Below are 19201 nucleotides of genomic sequence, written 5' to 3' on the forward strand. Positions count from 1 at the left end.
GATCAACGCGCCTCCCGCGTCACCCGCGCCGCTCAGCGGTGTCCGCTGGTCTCGCCGATCAGCTCGGAGACCTTCACGAACCGGTACCCGAGCTTGCGCAGCTCCGGCACGACCCTGCGGACGACGCTCTCGGTCGTCGGGGCGGCGCTGCGGGTGCAGTGCATGACGACCACCGAGCCGGGCTTCACCCCGTCCAGCACCTGGCGGACCACCGCGTCGGCGTCGGTGGCGAACGCGTCGCCGCTCACCACGTCCCACTGCACCGCGGTCACCCCGAGCCCGCTGAGCGCGCGGCGGGACCGCTCGTCGTAACAGCCGCCGGGGAAACGGAAGTACGGCATCGGCTTCGGTACGCCCGCCTTGCGCAGGGAGGTGTACGCGCGCTCGACGTCCGAGCGCATCCGGTCCGCCCCGACCGTCGGCAGGCCGTAGCAGTCGTCGGTGAAGGCGTAGTGGCTGTAGGAGTGGTTGGCGACCTCGAACCGCGGGTCGTGACCGAGACTGCGGGCCTCGGCCGGGTACTGGTCGGCCCAGCGGCCGGTCATGAAGACGGTCGCCGGGACCTTCAGCGTGCGCAGGGCGGCGATGAGACCCGGATTGTCGAAATGCTCGCCGGAGGCCGCGCGGGGGCCCTCGTCGGCGGTCATGTCGGCGTCGAAGGTCAGCGCGACCTGCTTGCCCAGGGTGCGGGGGCCGTGCTCGAAGACCGGGGTCAGGCCGCCCGGGCCCGGGGTGAGCACGGGCGGCCGGGTGGCGGAGGGGGAGGCGGACACGGAGGGCTTGGCCACGCCCGACGGGCCCGCGGTGCCGCAGGCGGCGAGGGCCGCGCCCAGGACGCAGACGGAGGTGACGGCGGCGATACGGCGTGCGAGTGGGATCACCGGACGAGCGTAGGACCGTATGTCCATTTGTATGGTGATACGACTCGGAGTGTGGCGGTAAGGTCACCCGCGCGGCGGGCGGCGGATCACCGCTCACTCCAGTTCGCGCTGTTCCAGCGGCCGGACCGCCGGCCCCTGGAGCACCTCGCCGTCGACGCCGAAACGGGAGCCGTGGCACGGACACTCCCAGGCGCACTCGGCACGGTTGAACGCGACCAGGCAGCCGAGGTGGGTGCAGCGGGCCGACACGGCGTGCAGGGCTCCCGCGTCGTCGCGGTGCACGGCGAGCCGGTCACCGCCCACCCGGACCACCGCGCCGTCACCGGGCGCCAGGTCGTCCACCGAGGCCGGCGTCTTCAACCGGTCCCCGACGAAGTGCCGGGCCACCTTCGCCTGCGTCTTCAGCAGCGACGGAGCCTCGCGCACCACCGACTTCAGCCGGCGCGGGTCGTACAGCTCCCGCCAGGGGCTGTCGCCGCCGGTGATCAGGGAGGTGAGCAGCAGCCCGGCCATGATCCCGCCACTCAGTCCCCAGCCGCCGAAGCCCGTGGCCACATAGGTGTGCCGGGCGCCCGGGTGGAAGGGGCCCACCAGCGGGACGGTGTCGGTCGACTCGTTGTCCTGGGTGGCCCAGGCGTGCTCCAGACGCACTCCGGGGAAGTGCTCCCGGGCCCAGGCGGCGAGCCGGTCGAAGCCGGCCCGCGGATCGCCGGTACCGGGCGTGAAGTGCTCACCGGTGACGACGAGCAGCCGTCGGCCGTCCTCGCCGTACGGCGCGGTGCGCACCGAGCGGGTGTTCTCCTCGGGCGTGATGTACATGCCCTCGGGATCCGGGCCGTCGCCCAGCGGGCCCGCCACGACCAGTTCCCGGCGCGGGGACAGCCGGGAGAACAGCAGGGCCCGGTCGAACACCGGATAGTGGGTGGCGACCACGACGTCCCGGGCGGTCACCGTGTGGCCCGATTCCGTCGTCAGCCGGCAGGTCTCCCCGCCCTCGTCCAAACCGACGACCCGCGTCCCCTCGTACACCTGGCCACCGCGCGCGATCATGTCGTCGACGAGCGCCCGCAGGTACCGGACCGGGTGGAACTGCGCCTGCCCGGTCACCCGGACCGCGCCCGCCACCGGGAACGGCAGCCCGGTCCCGGTCGTGAACGTGGCCGGCAGCCCCGCCTCCCGCGCGGCCTCCGCCTCCGCCCGCACCTCCTCGACCCGCGACTCGTCCCGCACGTACGTGTAGGCGTCCCGCTCCTCCCACTCGCAGTCGATGCCCAGCTCGGCGACGAGCGCCCCCGCGTGCTCGATCGCCTCCGACTGCGAACGGGCGTACAGCCGCGCGCCGTCGGGCCCACGGGTACGCCGGAGCCGGTCGTAGACGAGGGTGTGCTGGGCCGTCAGCTTGGCGGTGGTGTGACCGGTGACCCCGGACGCCACCCGCCCCGCCTCCAGCACCGCCACCCGCAGCCCGGCCCGGGCCAGCTCGTAGGCGGTGCTGAGCCCGGCCATACCCGCGCCCACGACGGCCACATCGACCTCGGTGTCCCCGGTCAGAGCCGGGTACGACGGCCCGGGAGCGGTCCGCAGCCAGTACGAATCGGTGACTTTCCGCTGCTCGTGCATGGCCGCCGGGTACCCGGTCAGGCCTCGTTCAGCAGTCGCTCCCGGCATTCCGCCACATCGAAACCGGCCTTCGGATAGTGCGGGTCCAACGCCCGCAGCTCCTCCAGCAGAAGTCGGCTGACGGCCCAGTTCCGGTACGACTTGCGATCCGCCGGGACCAGGTACCAGGGCGCCCGCGCGCTCGCGCAGTGCTCCAGCGCCCGCTCGTACGCCTCCTGATAGGCGGGCCACAGGGCCCGGTCGTCGATGTCGCCGGGCTGGAACTTCCAGTGCTTGTCCGGGCGGTCGAGGCGACGCAGCAGGCGGCGCCGCTGCTCCTCGTAGGAGATGTGCAGGAAACACTTGACGACGGTCGTCCCGTCCTCGGCGAGCTCCCGCTCGAAGTCGTTGATCAGGCCGTACCGGCTGCCGATCTCGGCGGGCCGGGCGAGATGCCGGACCCGGGCGACCAGCACGTCCTCGTAGTGCGAGCGGTCGAAGATGCCGATCTCGCCCGGTTCGGGCAGCGCGCGCCGCACCCGCCAGAGGAAGTCGTGCGCGCGCTCCTCCTCGGTGGGCGCCTTGAACGCCCTGACCCGGCAGCCGGAGGGGTTGAGATTGCCGATGACGTGCTTGACCGTGCCGCCCTTGCCACTCGTGTCCATGCCCTGGAGTACCAGCAGCACCCGGTGCCGGTCACCCGCGGTGCCCGCCGCCCACAGCCGCTCCTGCCACCGGGCCAGCTGCCCGCCCATGCGCGCGGTGTCCGCGACGGTGGCGCTCTTGCCGCCCGGGGCGCCGGGTGTGGCGCGGGCGTCGTAGGAGGCCAGGTCCACCGGCTCGCCGGGCGGGAGACGCAGCGCCTCCCGGAGGCTTCGGACACCCTTCTTCGGCACGGCGCACTCCTTCGCTCGGTTCTCGGTTCCCACGCTCGTGCGCCGCGCCCTACGCCCGTGCCGGGCGGGGGCGGTGAGCGTCGAACGGCCGGCGCCGCCGAACCCGTAGGGGCCCGGCCCCGATCAGGTTTCCAGGAGTTCCGGGTGGACACCTCCGGGGCCGAGGTGGTGGTTCCGCTACGGCTCCGTCTCCGGGAGTGCGGCCGTTCCCCGCTGTGTCGCGTCGCCGTTCGGCCTGGGCGGCAGCGGTGCGGTGTCCAGGAGTGCGCCGGGCTCCGGCGCGGCCGCCGTCTGCGGCGACCGGGTGCCGGCGTTCGGCGCTGCGGGCTGCTGGTTGCCCCGCTCCAGGAAGTGCAGCAGTTCCACCGGGATGGGCAGGACCAGCGTGGAGTTCTTCTCGGCCGCCACCGCCATCACCGTCTGGAGCAGCCGGAGCTGGAGGGCGGTCGGGGTGTCGGCCATCTGCTGGGCGGCTTCGGCGAGCTTCTTGGAGGCCTGCAGCTCGGCGTCGGCGTTGATGATCCGGGCCCGCCGTTCCCGGTCGGCCTCGGCCTGCCGGGCCATCGACCGCTTCATCGTGTCCGGCAGGGACACGTCCTTGATCTCCACCCGGTCGACCTGGATGCCCCAGCCGACGGCCGGGCTGTCGATCATCAGCTCCAGGCCCTGGTTGAGCTTCTCGCGGCTCGAGAGCAGATCGTCCAGGTCGCTCTTGCCGATGATGGAGCGCAGGGAGGTCTGCGCCATCTGCGACACCGCGAACCGGTAGTCCTCCACCTTCACCAGGGCGCTCGCCGCGTCGACCACCCGGAAGTACACGACCGCGTCCACGCGGACGGTGACGTTGTCGCGGGTGATGCCCTCCTGCGCCGGAATGGGCAGCGTCACGATCTGCATGTTGATCTTCCGCAGCCGGTCGACGAAGGGAATGATCAGGGTGAGGCCCGGCGCGCGTACCTCACCCGCGAGGCGCCCGAGCCGGAACAGCACGCCGCGTTCGTACTGCTTGATCACGCGCGCCGCCGCGGCCAGGTAGACGATGCCGACCGAGCCTGCGGCTGCCACGGCCACCACAAGGTCCTGGACCATGGTGACCTCCTCGTGCAGAGGTCTGTTTTGTCTGTCGCTGTAACGATATGCCCGGCCAGGTGTGGAAGCCATGGACGTGATGGGCGGTGCCGTCGCCGGCACCGCCCACCCCCTCCCGACGCGGCCGTCACCCGGCCGTGGACGCGGTCATGCCGCCGTCGCCCTCGCCGACCGGGTGCGCGCCGCGGGAACCGTGAGCCTCACCGGTTCGGTGTCCGCGTCGCTGTGCCGCTCGGCCCAGCTCTCCAGGGCCGTGCGGCAGGCGTGGTCGAGGTGGTGGACGCCGGAGAGGTCCAGGCGGACCGGACGGTTGCGGGGGAGGGAGTCCAGGCTGTCCAGGATCCTCGGCAGCCGCAGGAAGGTCGCGTTGCCCACCAGGTACGCCTCGACCGGGCCCGCCCCCTTGTCGACGACCTCCAGCCTGATGTGCGACGCCTCCCAGGCCGTCTTGACCACCGCCAGCGCCAGCCCGATCAGCACGCCCTCGAACATGCTCACCGCGACGATGGAGACGGCCGTGACCGTCAGGATCAGCGCCTCGCCCCGGTTCTCGCGCCACAGCACCGTCAGCGTCCGGACCGGCACCAGTTTGGCTCCCGCGTGGATCAGGATGCCGGCGAGGGCCGGGATCGGGATCCAGGCGAGCACGCCCGGCAGCAGCGCCGCGAACAGCAACAGCCACACGCCGTGCAGCACCCGGGATGCCTTGGTCCGGGCGCCCGCCTGGACGTTGGCGGCGCTGCGCACGATCACCGCCGTCATCGGCAGTGCGCCCAGCAGCCCACACACCGTGTTGCCGGCGCCCTGGGCGAGGAGTTCCCGGTCGTAGGCGGTGCGCGGCCCGGAGTGCAGCCGGTCCACGGCCGCCGCGCTGAACAGCGACTCCGCCGACGCGATCAGGGTGAAGGCGAGGACCGTGCCGAGCGCGCCGACACCGGCCAGCTCGCCGAAGGCGCTCAGCGGCGGCGGCTGGACCGAGCCCAGCAGCCCCCGCACCTCGATGGTGGCCACGGGCAGGTCCAGCGCGAACCCGGCCAGTGTGGCCAGGCCGACCGCGGCCAGCGGGCCCGGCAGCGCGCGCAGCCGGGCCGGAGCGAGCCGCCACAGCAGCAGTACGGCGATCGTGCCCGCGCACACCGCGAGGGAGGCGAGTGCCCGCCCGGCGCCGAGGGCGTCCACGAAGGCGCCGGGCAGTCCGGCGATCCTGCCCAGGCCGGAGTCGGGGGCCTTGGCCGCCAGCGCCGGATAGAGCTGGCCGGCGATGAGGACCAGACCGATCCCGGCCAGCATGCCCTCGACGACGGACACGGAGATGGCCCGGAAGTAGCGGCCCAGCCGCAGGGCGCCCATGGCCACCTGGAGCAGACCGGCCGCGAGCACGATCGCACCGAGCACCGGCAGACCGAACTCCTTGACCGCCTCGAAGACCAGCACGGTCATGCCGGCGGCCGGACCGGACACTTGCAGGCTGCTGCCGCGCATCAGCCCGGTGACGATGCCGCCCACGATGCCGGTGACCAGGCCCAGTTCGGCCGGCACCCCGGAGGCGACGGCCACGCCCACGCACAGCGGGAGCGCGACCAGGAAGACCACGAGGGAGGCGGCGAGATCCTGCCTGAGATGGGGGAAGCGGGATATGAGGGTGTGCTTGCTGGTCATCGGCGCGCTCACAGGGACTCGAAGGTGTCGGTCTGCGGGCGGTGCGTCCGTACGGCGCCGGTGTGCACCTCGTAGTACCAGGCGTGCAGGGCGAGCCGGCCCTCCGTCAGTCCCCGTTCCACGCAGGGGTAGGAGCGCAGGCGCAGCAGCTGGGTCAGTACATGGCTCTGCACGCCCTCGGCGACCTCCGGGTCCTCGGCCGCGCCGGTCGGACGAGGGGTCGCGTGCGCGAGCCAGTCGCGCACGGCGGGTACGGCGGTCAGGTCGTCGCCGCGCACCAGCGCGCCGACGGCGCCGCAGTGCGAGTGCCCGCAGACGACGATGTCGCGGACGCCGAGCACCTCCACGGCGTACTCGATGGTGGCGGCCTCGGCGGTGGGGTGTCGCGAGGCGTGCGGCGGCACGATGTTGCCCGCGGTGCGCAGCTCGAACAGCTCGCCGGGGCGGGCGCCCGTGATCAGGGCCGGTACGACCCGGGAGTCGGAGCAGGTGATGAAGAGGACCTGAGGGGACTGGCCTTCGGCGAGTTTGGCGAACTCCTCAGGGCGCTGTCCGAAGACACGGGCGTTGTCGATGAGGGGCTGCATGGCTGTGGGTTCCTCCTGGCGCGCCGCACCGGCGCGTCGGGCTCGAGCGGTGTGGGGGGAGTGGGAGCCGCGCGCGGCCCGCCCCTCAGCGGCGGAAGACCTGAAGTGCCGCCTGGGTGTGGGCTCTGGCGGATCCCGGGGCGCGGTGCCACCGCGTGCCGGAGGTGTCCGACGGGTCCGCGGCGGCCGTCCGGCCGGCTATGAGCGGGTGTTCCGGCGCCCAGCCGGAGGCCGAGCCGCGCTGCCGGTCGCGTACGCGCGGGGCGCCCAGGGGCTCATCCGGGCGTCCCTCGTCGCGGACGGTGTCCGCTCCGACGCGCGGCGGTAGGGCGGGGGAGCTGATTTCGGGCGCGGCTTTGGCCAACGCCTGGCCGATCGTGTGCGCGGGTGCGAAGGGTCCCGTGGGAATGAGGAGCTGGAAGGCGAGCTGTGTCAGGGCGAGGAGCGCGAGCAGTGCCCGGGCCGTCGTACCTCGGAACATGCGCCCCCCTTCGCCACGTTCACATCTCTTGTAAGCACCAAGCACTGGTCAATGACTGGTCAAGAAATACGTTAACCGTGCGGAGGCCTTTGCAGGGTTAACTGCGCGTTACGCCCACAAGAGAGCGTGAAAAGTGCGGGTGGCGTGGCGTGAATTCGCCCTAGGAGTCGAGCAGCCCCTTGGCGTCGCGGGCCAGCGCGGTGAGCCGGGATATCGCGCGGAAGTACTTCTTGCGGTAGCCGCCGTTCAGCATCTCCTCGCTGAACAGCCGGTCGAAGGGCTGCCCCGAGGCCAGCACCGGGACCTCGCGGTCGTAGAGCCGGTCGGCGAGCACGACCAGCCGCAGCGCGGTCGACTGGTCCGGCACCGGCCGCACCCCGGTGAGGCAGACCGCCCGCAGACCGTCGGTCAGCGCCCCGTACCGGCTCGGGTGCACCTTGGCGAGGTGCTCCAGCAGCCGCGGGAAGTCGTCCAGCGAGGCGCCCTCGGTCGCGTACGCCGCCTTCGTCACCTCTTCGTCGGTGAACGGGGCCGGCGCCTCGGGCAGACCGCGGTGGCGGTAGTCCTCGCCGTCGATGCGCAGGGCGCGGAAGTGGGCCGACAGGCCCTGGATCTCGCGCAGGAAGTCGGCGGCGGCGAACCGGCCCTCGCCCAGCTTGCCGGGCAGCGTGTTGGAGGTGGCGGCGAGCGCGACGCCCGCGTCGACCAGCTTGCCGAGCAGCGTGGACACCAGGACCGTGTCGCCCGGGTCGTCCAGCTCGAACTCGTCGATGCACAGCAGGCGGTGGCCGCTGAGCGTCTGCACGGTCTGCTGGAAACCGAGCGCGCCGACCAGGTTCGTCAGCTCCACGAAGGTGCCGAACGCCTTCAGCGCGGGCTCGGCCGGGGTGGCGTGCCAGAGCGAGGCGAGCAGATGGGTCTTGCCGACGCCGTAGCCGCCGTCCAGGTACACCCCGCGCGGTCCGGCCGGGGTCTTGGGCGCCCTGCTCCTGCCGAAGCCGAGGAAGCCGCGCCTGCCGGCGCCGGAGGCGTGCGCCCCGCCGAGCCCGGCCGCGAACCCCTCCAGCACCCCCACGGCCTCGATCTGACTGGGCTGGTTCGGGTCCGGGATGTACGTCGAGAAGCGGACCGAGTCGAAGCGCGGCGGCGGCACCATCTCGGCGACCAGCCGGTCGGCGGGCACACGGGGCTCACGGGCGCACAGGGAGAGGGGGCCCGCGTCGGCCGGCGAGCCGGATGCTGGGGCGGAGGTGGAGGACGACACGGTCAACCATGCTAAGCGCCGTGTCACACTGCACCACATGCGACGCCTGTTCCCTGTGACCGACGAAACAGCAGCCCAGGCCTCCACCGGGCGCCCGCCGGAGGCCGAAGGGGCCACCGGGGACGCGGGGACGGTCGGGGCCCGGGGGGCCACCGGCGCGGCGGAGGCCGATCGGGTCGCCGGTACCGGTGCCTCCGGTGCCCGTGCCGCGTCCGGCGTTCCGGGAGCGCCCGGCGCCCCCGGACCCGCCGGTTCCGTCGATGCTCGCGGCGCCGCCCAGGCCCCCGGTCCGGTCGCGGCCGCCGGCGACCCCGGCCCCGCCACGACGGTCGGCGCGCCTGCGGCGGGGCAGGCGCGGGAGTGGAGTCTCGCGGAGTTGGCCGCGGCCTACGCCTACCCGGAGCCCGGTCCGCGGGGCCCGCGGCCGTGGCTGCGGGCCAACATGGTCTCCTCCCTCGACGGCGCCGCCCAGCACGACGGCCGCTCCCAGCCCATCTCCAGCGCGGCGGACATGCGGATCTTCGGCACGCTGCGGGCGCTCGCGGACGTCGTCGTGGTGGGGGCGGAGACGGTACGGCAGGAGGGGTACCGCCCGGCGAAGGAGCGCGCCGAGTTCGCCGATGCCCGCAAGGCCGCGGGGCAGGCCGCGGTACCCGCGATCGCGGTCGTCAGCGCGAGCCTGGAGCTGGACTTCTCCCTTCCCCTGTTCACCTCGCCCCTGGTCCCCACCCTCGTGCTCACGGGCGCCGCGGCCGCCCCCGACCGGGTGGCCGCCGCCGAGAGGGCCGGAGCCCGGGTGGTGATCGCCGGCGACGGCATGGGCGTCGAGCCCGCGCGAGCGGTACGCGCCCTCGCCGCCCTCGGCCACACCCGGCTGCTCACCGAGGGCGGCCCCCGGCTGCTCGGCCAGCTCATCGCCGCCGAGGTGCTGGACGAGCTGTGCCTGACGCTCTCCCCGACGCTCACCGCGGGGGACGCGCAGCGCATCGCCGGCGGTCCGTCGGTCGCCGTGCCGCACCGGTTCGGTCTCGTCTCCCTCCTCGAGGAGGACGGATTCCTCTTCGGTCGTTACCGTCGGTCCTGAAGTGCCGCTCCTGAGCCGTCGGTCCGGAAATGAGTGGAATATTCCATTCCGACCGGTTGTCGACAGGCAGACTTGATCCGGCAGTACCCGTGCGATCACGGGGAAGGATGGTTTCCGCAGGGGCCCGGTCCGGGCCCACGGAGGAGAAGAGGCGTTTGGTGTTCACGAGCGTGTTGATGATCGAGAAGGCCTTGACGTCCGCCGACGTGGAGTTCGTCACCACGTTGCACGGGGACGAGCCGGTCGCCTTCCATGTGCTGCTGCAGCCGCGCGGCGACCAGGCGGACCGCCTGCTGCGGGCCATCGACGACATCGCGCTCGGTGAACTCGACGACGCCGTGCGCGAAGGGGACACGCCCGAGGGCGACGAGGCCCGCAGCGTCGGCCGTCAGGCCCTCGACGTGTCGTTGCAGGCCCTGCGCGCGGCGGGCAGCCGGGCGGAGGGGCGGCTGGTCGAGGACCACCCGCTGGACGCGCTGAAGGCGCTGGTGGCCGAGGTGGGGGCCGACGAGGTGATCGTGCTGACCGATCCGCACTACGTGGAGGAGTTCTTCCACCGGGACTGGGCCTCGCGCGCCCGGCACAAGGTGGGGGTGCCGGTGCTGAAGCTGTTCTCGCACAGCAAGGCGTAGCCGTGGTCCTCCTGCGCGGAGCCCGGCACGCCAGCGCATAGGCTAGGGCTGCTCTGGCACGCACCGTCTCTGGGGAGAAACACATGGCACCCGGCCTTCCTGCCGCCATGGACCGACCGCACTTCATCGGCATCGGCGGCGCCGGGATGTCGGGCATCGCCAAGATCCTCGCGCAGCGCGGCGCCGCGGTGGCCGGGAGCGACGCCAAGGACTCGGCGACCGCCCAGGCGCTGCGGGCGCTCGGCGCCACCGTGCACATCGGGCACGCCGCGGGGCACCTCGCCGAGGACGCGAGCTGTGTCGTCGTCTCGTCGGCGATCCGCGAGGACAACCCGGAGCTGGCCCGCGCCGCCGAGCTGGGCATCCCGGTGGTGCACCGCTCCGACGCGCTGGCCGCGCTGATGGAGGGGCTGCGCCCGATCGCCGTGGCCGGTACGCACGGCAAGACCACCACCACGTCGATGCTGGCGGTCTCCCTGACCGAGCTGGGCCTGAAGCCGTCGTACGCGATCGGCGGCGACCTGGACGCCCCCGGCTCCAACGCCCTGCACGGCGAGGGGGACCTCTTCGTGGCGGAGGCGGACGAATCGGACCGCAGCTTCCACAAGTACGCGCCCGACGTCGCCATCGTCCTCAACGTCGAACTGGACCACCACGCCAACTACGCCTCGATGGACGAGATCTACGAGTCCTTCGAGACGTTCGTCGACCGGATCACCGAGGGCGGCACGCTGGTCGTCTCCGCGGACCAGGAAGGCGCCCGGGAACTCACCCGCCGCGTCGCCGGCCGCGATGTGCGGGTGGTGACCTACGGCGAGGCGGACGACGCCGCCGTACGGGTGCTCTCCGTGGTGCCCCAGGGCCTCAAGAGCGAGGTGACGGTCCTCCTGGACGGACGCGAGCTGACCTTCACGGTCTCCGTCCCCGGCCGCCATTACGCCCTGAACGCCGTCGCCGCGCTCGCCGCCGCCGCGGCCCTCGGCGTCCCGGCCGACCGGCTGGCCCCCGCGCTCGCCGCGTACACCGGGGTCAAGCGCCGGCTCCAGCTCAAGGGCGAGGCGGCGGGCGTCCAGGTGATCGACTCCTACGCCCACCACCCGACCGAGATGAGCGCCGACCTGGAGGCCATGCGGGCCGCCGCCGGCGACTCCCGCATCCTCGTCGTCTTCCAGCCGCACCTGTTCTCCCGCACCCAGGAGCTGGGCAAGGAGATGGGCCAGGCGCTGACGCTGGCGGACGCCTCCGTCGTGCTCGAGATCTACCCGGCCCGCGAGGACCCGATCCCCGGGGTGACCGCCGAGCTGATCATCGAGGCCGCGCGCGCCGCGGGCGCCGACGTCACCGCCGTGCACGACAAGGCGGAGGTCCCGGCGGTGATCGCGGGAATGGCGAAGCCCGGTGATCTCGTTCTCACCATGGGCGCGGGTGATGTGACCGACCTGGGCCCGCGGATCCTGGACCGCCTGTCGCAGTGAGTAGTAGTAAAGGGGCTGAGGCTCATGTCGTACGACGTCGAGAAGCCGGACGAGCAGTGGCGGGCGGAGCTGTCTCCGGCCGAGTTCTCCGTGCTGCGCCAGGCCGGTACCGAGCCCGCCTTCACCGGTGAGTACACGGACACCAAGACCAAGGGTGTCTACTCCTGCCGGGCCTGCGGTGCCGACCTGTTCACCTCCGACACCAAGTTCGAGTCGCACTGCGGCTGGCCGTCCTTCTACGACCCCAAGGACACCGACGCGGTCGAGCTGATCGAGGACCGGTCCCACGGGATGGTCCGGACCGAGGTGCGCTGCGCCCGCTGCGGCTCCCACCTCGGGCACGTGTTCGAGGGTGAGGGGTACGGGACCCCCACCGACCAGCGGTACTGCATCAACTCGATCTCTCTGCGGCTGGCCCCCGCCGAGGACTGACCGTCCCGGACGGCCGCCCGGGACGATGGGACCCGAGTGGCCGCGGTGGCCGAAGCGAGAGCGGGGCACCCTGTGACCGGTGCCCCGCTCGCCATGTTTTGAGACTCTGTGAGGGTGTTGGGTGTGGCGCGCTGGATCCGGTCCCGCCGCGGGCCCGTGGCCGTCGACGGCGACCGCGGTGGGTATCGCGGTGCCGGGCGGGCGGAGGAGCCCACGGCGCGGCTGGACACGCTGGGCGCCGCCCTGGCCGGGATCGGGACCACCCTGGACGAGGCCACGACCTGCGCCGAGCTGACCCGCGCCGCCGTTCGGCTGGCCGGCGGAAGCGCGGCCGTCATGCGCCGGGTGGGGGAGACCATCTCCGGCTACGACGCGATCACCGGGGACGCCGATGTGCTGCCCGACGCCCGCTGGGCCACCGCCGTGGTCCGCGAGAGGAGTTCGCCGACCGCCGGCGTCGGCACCGAGCCCTGGCTGGAGCACCCGGCCGGCAGCGGGACGGGAGGCGCCCTGTGCGCGCCGCTGACCAGCGGGGACGACATGTACGGCGTCCTGGTGTGGGCGCGCGAGGGACGACCGCCGCGACGGTTCGAGGCCGAGCGGCTCGTCCTGCTCGCCGAGCGCGGTGCCTCCCACCTGCGGCACGCCCGTGCCTACGAACGGGTCAGCCGGACCGCCGGCGATCTCCAGCGCGCCCTGCTGGCGGCACCGGGCCGCCCGCACCCCAACCTGGACGTCGCCGTCCGCTACCTGCCCGTCGGCGGGAGCGCGCTGGTCGGCGGCGACTGGTGCGAGACCGTACGCCTGCACTTCGGCCGCACCCTGCTGGTGGTCGGCGATGTGATGGGACACGGTCTGGAGGCCGCCGTCGACATGAGCGCCTACCGCTCCTCGCTGCGCTACATCGCCTCGGCCGATCTGCCCCCGCACCGGGTGCTGCGGCAGATGGACGACATCGCCGCCGGGGAGGACGAGCGCCGGCCGGCCACCTGTCTGCTCGCTCGCGTCGACCCGGGCCGGGGCCAGGTGACGCTGGCCAGCGCCGGCCATCTGCCGCCCGTGCTCATCACCGAGGACGGTGCGGCCTCGCTGCTGCCCGTCCCGGTCGGGCCGCCGCTCGGCACCGGACTGGGCGGGTACGAGTCGGCCACCCACGCCCTGGCACCCGGCTGTACGCTCGTGCTGTTCACCGACGGACTCGTGGAGCGCCGCGGCGAGGACATCGACCACTCGCTCGCCCGTCTGGCCGCCCTCCGCTTCACCGGCGGCAACGGCGTCGACGAGGTGCTGGAGACGATCGTCGGTCGGCTGGACGCGCGCCGCGCGGAGGACGACGTCGCGGTCCTCGCGGCCCGGCCGCACCCGCGCAAGGACGAGGAGCCGCCACCGCCCGCTCTCCCGCCAAAGTCCTGAAACACTCGCGGTCTAGACTCTTTCCGCAACGGGCTGCGCCTCGAAGACCGTGGCCGATAACGGGCGGAATACCGCCAAACCCGAAGGGTATTCGGCGTTTTGATACGGATAGACTCAGTCACGAAGCGGTATCCGGACGGCACGGTCGCGGTCGACCGGCTGTCGCTGGACATACCGGACCGCGCGATCACGGTCCTCGTCGGGCCCTCGGGGTGCGGTAAGACGACGACCCTGCGCATGATCAACCGGATGGTGGACCCCAGCGAGGGCAGCATCCTCCTGGACGGCGCCGACATCCGGCAGCAGCCGGTCAACACCCTGCGCCGTTCGATGGGTTACGTCATCCAGAACGCCGGGCTCTTCCAGCACCGCACCATCCTCGACAACATCGCCACCGTGCCCCGCCTGCTCGGCTGGAGCAAGCAGAAGGCGCGCTCCCGGGCCGCCGAGCTGATGGAGCGGGTCGGGCTCGACACCGCGCTGGCCAAGCGGTACCCGTACCAGCTCTCCGGCGGCCAGCAGCAGCGCGTCGGCGTGGCCCGCGCGCTCGCCGCCGACCCGCCGGTGCTGCTGATGGACGAGCCGTTCTCCGCGGTCGACCCCATCGTGCGCAAGGGCTTGCAGGACGAACTCCTGCGCATCCAGGACGAACTGGGCAAGACCATCGTCTTCGTCACCCACGACATCGACGAGGCGATCAAACTCGGCACGATGGTCGCCGTCCTGCGCACCGGCGGCCGGCTCGCCCAGTTCGCACCGCCCGCCGAACTGCTCAGCGCGCCCGCCGACGCGTTCGTCGAGGACTTCCTCGGCGCCGACCGCGGCATCCGGCGGCTGTCCTTCTTCCCGTCCGAGGGGATCCGCCTGGAGACCGAGCCGATCGTCGGCATCGACGCGGACGCCGACCGGCTCGCCGCCCGCGCCGCCGCCCCCTACCTCCTCGTCACCGACCCCGACGGCCGGCCCCTCGGCTGGGCCGAGCCGGACCGGCTCACCGCCGGCGCCATCGACCCCGGGGAACTCCTGGCGTGCGGGCGGCCGTTCGTGCCCGGCACCGACTCGCTGCGCACCGCGCTCGACGGCGCCGTGCTCTCGCCGACCGGCTGGGCCGTCGCGGTGGACGGCGAGGGCCGCGCCGTCGGCGTCGTGTCCCAGCAGGTCATCGGCGAGGCGATCCGCGACGCCCACAGCCGAGTCACCGGACGGACCGACGTGAAGGCCGGGCGATGAACGGCTTCTTCGACCTCCCGAGCGACCTCCAGCACAGCTACCTCGGCCTCGTCGGCCTGCATCTGCGCGAGGCGCTGCTGCCGGTGCTGGCCGGCCTGCTCGTCTCCCTGCCCCTGGCCCAGCTCTGCGTGCGGTTCCGCTGGATCTACCCGCCCGTCCTCGGTGTCACCACGGTGTTGTACGCCGTTCCCTCGCTGGCCTTCTTCGTGGTGCTCATCGACTACTTCGGGCAGAGCGAGACCACGGTGATGATCCCGCTCGCGGTGTACAGCCTGGTGGTGCTGGTGCCGGCCATCGTGGACGGCGTCCGCTCGGTCCCACGGGAGACCCTGGCCGCCGCCCAGGCCATGGGCTTCGGCCCGGTGCGCCGCTACCTCCAGGTCCAACTGCCCATCGCCGTGCCCGCGATCATCGGCGGCCTCCGGGTCGCGACCGTGTCCAGCATCTCCCTGGTCAGCGTCGGCATGCTCATCGGCAACCAGGGCGCCCTCGGCAACATGCTGTACGACGCCAACGTCTACCACCGGCCCGCCCTGGCCGTTAACTCGGTGCTGACCATCGCGGTCCTCGGCATCCTCGCCGACGCCGTACTGGTCCTGATCCGGCTCCTCCTCACCCCCTGGATGCCACGCAAGGGGGCCACCCGATGAACGTCCTGGACTTCGCCCACGCCTTCTTCACCGACAGCGCCAACTGGCACGGCTACGACGGCATCCCCACCCGGCTCGTCGAGCACGTGCACTACTCGCTCGAAGCCCTGCTGCTCGCCGCCGTCATCGGGCTGCCCGTCGGCCTGGTCACCGGGCACTACGGGCGCGGCGGCAACGTCCTCGCGCTGATCGCCACCGCCGGCCGGGCGCTGCCCAGTTTCGGGCTGCTGGTGCTGATGTTCATCTGGATCGGGTTCGGCCTCGGGCCGGTGATGATCCCGCTGGTGGTGCTCGCCGTACCGCCGATCCTGGTCACCACCTACGAGGCGATCCGCTCAGTCGACCCCTCGCCGGTGGACGCCGGGCGCGGCATGGGAATGTCCGAGGCGCGCGTGCTGTGCCAGGTCGAGGTGCCGGTCGCGCTCCCGCTGATCCTGAGCGGCCTGCGCACGGCGGCCATCCAGATCATCTCCACGGCCACCATCGCCGCCTACGTCAGCCTCGGCGGTCTCGGCCGCTACATCATCGACGGCCTCTACCAGCGCAACTACGAGAAGGTCGTCGGCGGTGCCACCCTGGTCGCGGCTCTCGCGCTCGCCACTCTCGCCTTGTTCTGGGCGGCGTCCCGGCTCGCGGTGTCGGCCGGAGTACGCCGAAGCGGCTGACGAGCGCCCGGCAGGCGTTCGGCGCGGCTTTCATCAAGAACTCGTTACAAAGGGCCCGCTCAAAGGGCACGACTGGTCACAGACCCCGACGTATCGGTGATCTGATGCTCTTGACCGACCGAGAACCGGCTGGATTGGATCGACGCGTGACTTCCACAACCCACATCAGCAGGCACATCCGGAGCAACCGAGGCGCGGCGGTGGTCGCCCTCGCGGCAGCCACGGCTCTGCTGACGGGCTGCTCCTCCGACGACGGCAAGTCCGACAACCCCCTGACGGGTGGCAAGGCGAGCGGCGACAGCGTCGTCGTCGGCTCCAACAACTTCTACGAGAGCACCCTGCTCGCGGACATCTACGGCGAGGCCCTCAAGGCCAAGGGGATCAAGGTCACCTACAAGCCGAACATCGGCAGCCGCGAGACCACCTACGGTCTGCTCAAGAACGGCTCCGTCTCGGTGCTGCCCGAGTACAACGGCGCCCTGCTCGCCTACCTCGACCCCAAGGCGGCGCCGAAGAGCACCGAGGCGACCACCGAGGCCATCACGGCGAAGCTGGGCTCCAAGCTGACCGTGCTGAAGCCGTCGCCGGCCCAGGACAAGGACTCGGTGACGGTCAACGCGGACACCGCGAAGAAGTACCACCTCACCGGGAAGTCCTCCATAGCCGACCTCAAGGACATCGCCAAGGACCTGGTCATCGGCGGCTCGCCGGAGTTCCAGACCCGCCAGCAGGGTCTCGTGGGGCTGAAGTCCGTGTACGGCGTGGAGTTCAAGTCCTTCAAGGCGCTGGACGTGGGCGGCCCGCTCACCCAGGCGGCACTGAGCAAGAACGCCGTCCAGGCCGCGGACATCCTCACCACGGACCCGAACATCGCCAAGGAGAAGTACGTCGTTCTCCAGGACCCGAAGAACCTCTTCGGCTTCCAGAACGTCCAGCCGCTCGTCTACAAGAGCGCGCTGCCGCAGAAGGGCGTCGACGCGCTCAACGCCGTCTCGGCCAAGCTCGACACCACGACCCTGCTGAAGCTGGGCGCCCAGATCCAGGTGGAGCACAAGGACCCGCTGGACGTCGCCAAGGCCTGGCTGAAGTCCGCCGGTCTCGCCTGACCCCGTCGCCCCGTGTGCGCGGCCCCGGCGGCGCACCAAACGACCGTCGGCACGACGTGGGTGCCCGCAGCCCCGGGAGCACCCACGTCGTGCCGGGCGGCGACGTCAGAGGTCGAACTCGTGCGGCGGCAGGTCCAGCGTGAAGCACGCCTCGCGCACCACCGCCTGCTCGGTCTTGTCGAAGTCGCCGTCCGCGCCGCCGATCACGATCCCGATCTGGATGACGGCCCGCGCCTCGGCGGGCTTCTTCTTCGCCTTGGCGATCTCCTGCAGCACGCTCACCTTGCCGAAGGCGAAGTCGGTCGTCAGCTTGTTCAGGTTCTCCTCGAAACGGCGCCGCAGGTCGTCGGCCGGGAAGTTCTGCAACACCTCGTTGGTCCCGATGAGCTGGGCCACCCGCTGCCGCTCCGAGGGGTCGACGGTCCCGTCGGCGGCGGCCACGAGCGCGCACATCGCCATGCTGGCGTCGCGGAACGCGCCGCTCTTCAGGTCGTTCTTCTTCGCCACCAGCTGCGTCTGCATCTGCGACGCCGACTCCTTGACGCGGTCCCACAGGGCCATGTGCACTCCTTGTCATCCCGGCCGGGTGCTGCCCCCAGCACCATGGAAACTCGCGGCACGACCGGGAAGTTCCGCAGCACCGGACCAGATCCCCGGCCACAGACGCGGCACAGCGAGCTCCCGCCGGGGGTGACAGTCGCGACAACTCGACCTCGCCGGGCCGATCCGCGCCCGCCGCGAGGGCCTGGTCGAGGAGGCCACGGGCCACTCAGGGCTGCTTCCATACAAGCGTGTAGCGCCAGAACAACCGCCGTCGGAGCCGAGCGCCGGGCAGGACGGCTCCGGCTTCGCGGAGGATGTCGTCGAAGGTCATGTCCGCTGGGCGAGTCGGGGCGGTCATGGAGACGGGCCGCGGCGAGGGGCGACCCTTGTTCTTCAGCCACCCCATGGCGGCGTTGGCTGGGATGGCGACGGCACCGAGCAGGTGGTCTGCCGGAGTCTGGGCGCGGGACAGGCCGACGATCACCAGGGTCCCTCCTGGCGCCAGATGACGGCGGAAGCGGGTGAGCGCCTGGGTGAACGGCAGGTGGTGGATCGTGGCGACGCACGTGATGACGTCGTAGGGGCCGGCGGGGAAGTCGGCGATCGCATCCGCGACGGTGAAGGTGACGGGGAGCGCGGCAGGAGTCAGCTTCCGGGCCTGGGCAGTGATCATCGGATCGGAATCGACGGCCTTCACGGCGTCGGCTCGTTCGGCCAAGAGCCTCGCAAGATCACCGCTGCCCGAACCGACGTCCAGGGCGCGGTGGAAGCGCCTCGGCAACTGCCGCAGGATCCAGCGATGGTAATGGGTGTTGTGATCCCAGGGATAAGCGGAGTTGAACCGTTCGAGAGCTCGCAGGACACGAGGCGACAGGATCTTCATCGCCCCAGTGCATCAAGCCCCTGCGGCCTGCACACCGCGTTCCGAGACAAGGATCAGCCGCTCCCGGACTGCCGCACGCGGTCCGGGGAGGCGAGTCGGCACACACCTACCGAACCGCCCCGAGTCCTGTATCGGCCCGGCCGTCCCGGTGGACGGGGGCGGTCGAGGTGTCAGGCTGCTTCTTCCACTTCCTCCGGCAGGGATTTCCTCGCCGCCGCCCGCTCGGCTCGTGCGCGTTTGCGGCGCCTGCGCCGGCTCAGGCGGGGTTCCTGGTCCGGGAGCCAACCGAAGGCGAGGCAGCTTCCGGTGGCGCCGAGGAGGAGGCCGATGAAGAAGCCGCCCAGGTTGGAGGTGAGCCAGGTGCCCAGGGAGAGCAGGATCCCGGTGATGGAGTAGAAGAGGCGCTGCGCGGGGTTGACGAGGATCAGGACGCCGAGCAGCAGCATCAGCGTCGGCAGCAGATAACCGGCCAGGCCCTGCATGCCGATGTGCATCACGACCTTCAGCGAGGCCTTCTCGGTGAGCAGGATCTCGCCGCCGCCCAGGGCGAGCAGCAGCCCGCCCCAGAACGGCCGGCGGGCCCGCCATCCGCGGAAGGCGAGCCTTGGCCCCTGACGAGGACGCTCCGGCAC

At 72.0% G+C, this 19201-nt stretch carries 19 protein-coding genes and 1 pseudogene; 9 read left to right on the forward strand and 11 right to left on the reverse strand.

Features of this window, described 5'->3' with window-relative positions:
* Nucleotides 1-32: 32 nt before the first annotated feature.
* The 8 genes from ACIBA9_RS17165 to zapE all read right to left on the reverse strand — a co-directional run bounded on the left by ACIBA9_RS17165 (nucleotide 33) and on the right by zapE (nucleotide 8456).
* Nucleotides 33-881 carry a polysaccharide deacetylase family protein gene (locus ACIBA9_RS17165; RefSeq protein WP_399363728.1) on the reverse strand — a complete coding sequence of 283 codons (849 nt, stop codon included), beginning with the start codon at nucleotides 879-881 and terminating at the stop codon, nucleotides 33-35.
* Nucleotides 882-974: 93 nt separating this feature from the next.
* Nucleotides 975-2501 carry an FAD-dependent oxidoreductase gene (locus tag ACIBA9_RS17170; RefSeq protein WP_399363730.1) on the reverse strand — a complete coding sequence of 509 codons (1527 nt, stop codon included), beginning with the start codon at nucleotides 2499-2501 and terminating at the stop codon, nucleotides 975-977.
* A 17-nt stretch (nucleotides 2502-2518) separates the two neighbouring features.
* Nucleotides 2519-3376, reverse strand: coding sequence for a PPK2 family polyphosphate kinase (locus tag ACIBA9_RS17175; RefSeq protein ID WP_399363732.1), 858 nt, complete (start codon nucleotides 3374-3376; stop codon nucleotides 2519-2521).
* Nucleotides 3377-3553: 177 nt separating this feature from the next.
* On the reverse strand, nucleotides 3554-4465 hold the full coding sequence (locus ACIBA9_RS17180; protein ID WP_399363734.1) for a slipin family protein: 912 nt from the start codon (nucleotides 4463-4465) through the stop codon (nucleotides 3554-3556).
* Between the two features lie 147 nt (nucleotides 4466-4612).
* Entirely contained in the window at nucleotides 4613-6124 is a 1512-nt protein-coding gene (locus ACIBA9_RS17185) for a SulP family inorganic anion transporter (protein ID WP_399363736.1), read from the reverse strand.
* A gap of 8 nt (nucleotides 6125-6132) precedes the next feature.
* Nucleotides 6133-6711 carry a carbonic anhydrase gene (locus tag ACIBA9_RS17190; RefSeq protein WP_362153019.1) on the reverse strand — a complete coding sequence of 193 codons (579 nt, stop codon included), beginning with the start codon at nucleotides 6709-6711 and terminating at the stop codon, nucleotides 6133-6135.
* A gap of 85 nt (nucleotides 6712-6796) precedes the next feature.
* Complete coding sequence (locus tag ACIBA9_RS17195) at nucleotides 6797-7192, reverse strand: hypothetical protein (protein WP_399363739.1); 396 nt, start codon at nucleotides 7190-7192, stop codon at nucleotides 6797-6799.
* Between the two features lie 160 nt (nucleotides 7193-7352).
* Complete coding sequence (gene zapE, locus ACIBA9_RS17200; RefSeq protein WP_399363741.1) at nucleotides 7353-8456, reverse strand: cell division protein ZapE; 1104 nt, start codon at nucleotides 8454-8456, stop codon at nucleotides 7353-7355.
* A gap of 325 nt (nucleotides 8457-8781) precedes the next feature.
* On the opposite strand from zapE, the pseudogene ACIBA9_RS17205 reads away from it, so the two are divergent.
* The 9 genes and pseudogenes from ACIBA9_RS17205 to ACIBA9_RS17245 form a co-directional block, all read left to right on the forward strand.
* Nucleotides 8782-9540, forward strand: a pseudogene (locus ACIBA9_RS17205) (pyrimidine reductase family protein); the annotation flags it as partial.
* 158 nt (nucleotides 9541-9698) lie between these two features.
* The gene (locus tag ACIBA9_RS17210) at nucleotides 9699-10172 is read left to right on the forward strand and encodes an indole-3-glycerol phosphate synthase (RefSeq protein WP_399364120.1); all 474 of its coding nucleotides are present in this window, start codon (nucleotides 9699-9701) and stop codon (nucleotides 10170-10172) included.
* Nucleotides 10173-10255: 83 nt separating this feature from the next.
* Nucleotides 10256-11647: a UDP-N-acetylmuramate--L-alanine ligase gene (gene murC, locus ACIBA9_RS17215; RefSeq protein WP_399363743.1), complete on the forward strand. Its 1392-nt coding sequence runs from the start codon at nucleotides 10256-10258 to the stop codon at nucleotides 11645-11647.
* Nucleotides 11648-11671: 24 nt separating this feature from the next.
* Entirely contained in the window at nucleotides 11672-12079 is a 408-nt protein-coding gene (gene msrB, locus ACIBA9_RS17220; RefSeq protein ID WP_362153028.1) for a peptide-methionine (R)-S-oxide reductase MsrB, read from the forward strand.
* A 123-nt stretch (nucleotides 12080-12202) separates the two neighbouring features.
* The gene (locus ACIBA9_RS17225) at nucleotides 12203-13492 is read left to right on the forward strand and encodes a PP2C family protein-serine/threonine phosphatase (protein ID WP_399363745.1); all 1290 of its coding nucleotides are present in this window, start codon (nucleotides 12203-12205) and stop codon (nucleotides 13490-13492) included.
* A gap of 99 nt (nucleotides 13493-13591) precedes the next feature.
* Entirely contained in the window at nucleotides 13592-14722 is a 1131-nt protein-coding gene (locus ACIBA9_RS17230; protein ID WP_399363747.1) for an ABC transporter ATP-binding protein, read from the forward strand.
* Nucleotides 14719-15372: an ABC transporter permease subunit gene (locus ACIBA9_RS17235; protein ID WP_362153036.1), complete on the forward strand. Its 654-nt coding sequence runs from the start codon at nucleotides 14719-14721 to the stop codon at nucleotides 15370-15372. Before ACIBA9_RS17230 ends, ACIBA9_RS17235 begins: the two co-directional genes overlap by 4 nt.
* Entirely contained in the window at nucleotides 15369-16037 is a 669-nt protein-coding gene (locus ACIBA9_RS17240) for an ABC transporter permease (protein ID WP_399363750.1), read from the forward strand. Before ACIBA9_RS17235 ends, ACIBA9_RS17240 begins: the two co-directional genes overlap by 4 nt.
* Before the next feature lie 146 nt (nucleotides 16038-16183).
* Nucleotides 16184-17143: an ABC transporter substrate-binding protein gene (locus ACIBA9_RS17245; RefSeq protein ID WP_399363752.1), complete on the forward strand. Its 960-nt coding sequence runs from the start codon at nucleotides 16184-16186 to the stop codon at nucleotides 17141-17143.
* Between the two features lie 105 nt (nucleotides 17144-17248).
* On the opposite strand, the gene ACIBA9_RS17250 is transcribed toward ACIBA9_RS17245, so the two are convergent.
* The 3 genes from ACIBA9_RS17250 to ACIBA9_RS17260 form a co-directional block, all read right to left on the reverse strand.
* Nucleotides 17249-17704: a TerB family tellurite resistance protein gene (locus tag ACIBA9_RS17250; RefSeq protein ID WP_362153045.1), complete on the reverse strand. Its 456-nt coding sequence runs from the start codon at nucleotides 17702-17704 to the stop codon at nucleotides 17249-17251.
* Nucleotides 17705-17912: 208 nt separating this feature from the next.
* Nucleotides 17913-18569 (reverse strand): class I SAM-dependent methyltransferase, encoded by a 657-nt coding sequence (locus tag ACIBA9_RS17255; protein ID WP_399363754.1) that lies wholly within the window; start codon nucleotides 18567-18569, stop codon nucleotides 17913-17915.
* A gap of 170 nt (nucleotides 18570-18739) precedes the next feature.
* Complete coding sequence (locus ACIBA9_RS17260; RefSeq protein ID WP_399363756.1) at nucleotides 18740-19201, reverse strand: DUF6114 domain-containing protein; 462 nt, start codon at nucleotides 19199-19201, stop codon at nucleotides 18740-18742.

It is taken from the genome of Streptomyces sp. NPDC051452 (assembly GCF_044454765.1).
GTDB lineage: Bacteria > Actinomycetota > Actinomycetes > Streptomycetales > Streptomycetaceae > Streptomyces.

Coding starts and splice junctions, on each gene's coding strand:
- ACIBA9_RS17255 (WP_399363754.1), bottom strand. CDS start 18,569: ATGAAGATCCTGTCGCCTCGTGTCCTGCGAGCTCTCGAACGGTTCAAC.
- ACIBA9_RS17180 (WP_399363734.1), bottom strand. CDS start 4,465: ATGGTCCAGGACCTTGTGGTGGCCGTGGCAGCCGCAGGCTCGGTCGGC.
- msrB (WP_362153028.1), top strand. CDS start 11,672: ATGTCGTACGACGTCGAGAAGCCGGACGAGCAGTGGCGGGCGGAGCTG.
- ACIBA9_RS17190 (WP_362153019.1), bottom strand. CDS start 6,711: ATGCAGCCCCTCATCGACAACGCCCGTGTCTTCGGACAGCGCCCTGAG.
- ACIBA9_RS17235 (WP_362153036.1), top strand. CDS start 14,719: ATGAACGGCTTCTTCGACCTCCCGAGCGACCTCCAGCACAGCTACCTC.
- ACIBA9_RS17185 (WP_399363736.1), bottom strand. CDS start 6,124: ATGACCAGCAAGCACACCCTCATATCCCGCTTCCCCCATCTCAGGCAG.
- murC (WP_399363743.1), top strand. CDS start 10,256: ATGGCACCCGGCCTTCCTGCCGCCATGGACCGACCGCACTTCATCGGC.
- ACIBA9_RS17240 (WP_399363750.1), top strand. CDS start 15,369: ATGAACGTCCTGGACTTCGCCCACGCCTTCTTCACCGACAGCGCCAAC.
- ACIBA9_RS17250 (WP_362153045.1), bottom strand. CDS start 17,704: ATGGCCCTGTGGGACCGCGTCAAGGAGTCGGCGTCGCAGATGCAGACG.
- ACIBA9_RS17195 (WP_399363739.1), bottom strand. CDS start 7,192: ATGTTCCGAGGTACGACGGCCCGGGCACTGCTCGCGCTCCTCGCCCTG.
- ACIBA9_RS17170 (WP_399363730.1), bottom strand. CDS start 2,501: ATGCACGAGCAGCGGAAAGTCACCGATTCGTACTGGCTGCGGACCGCT.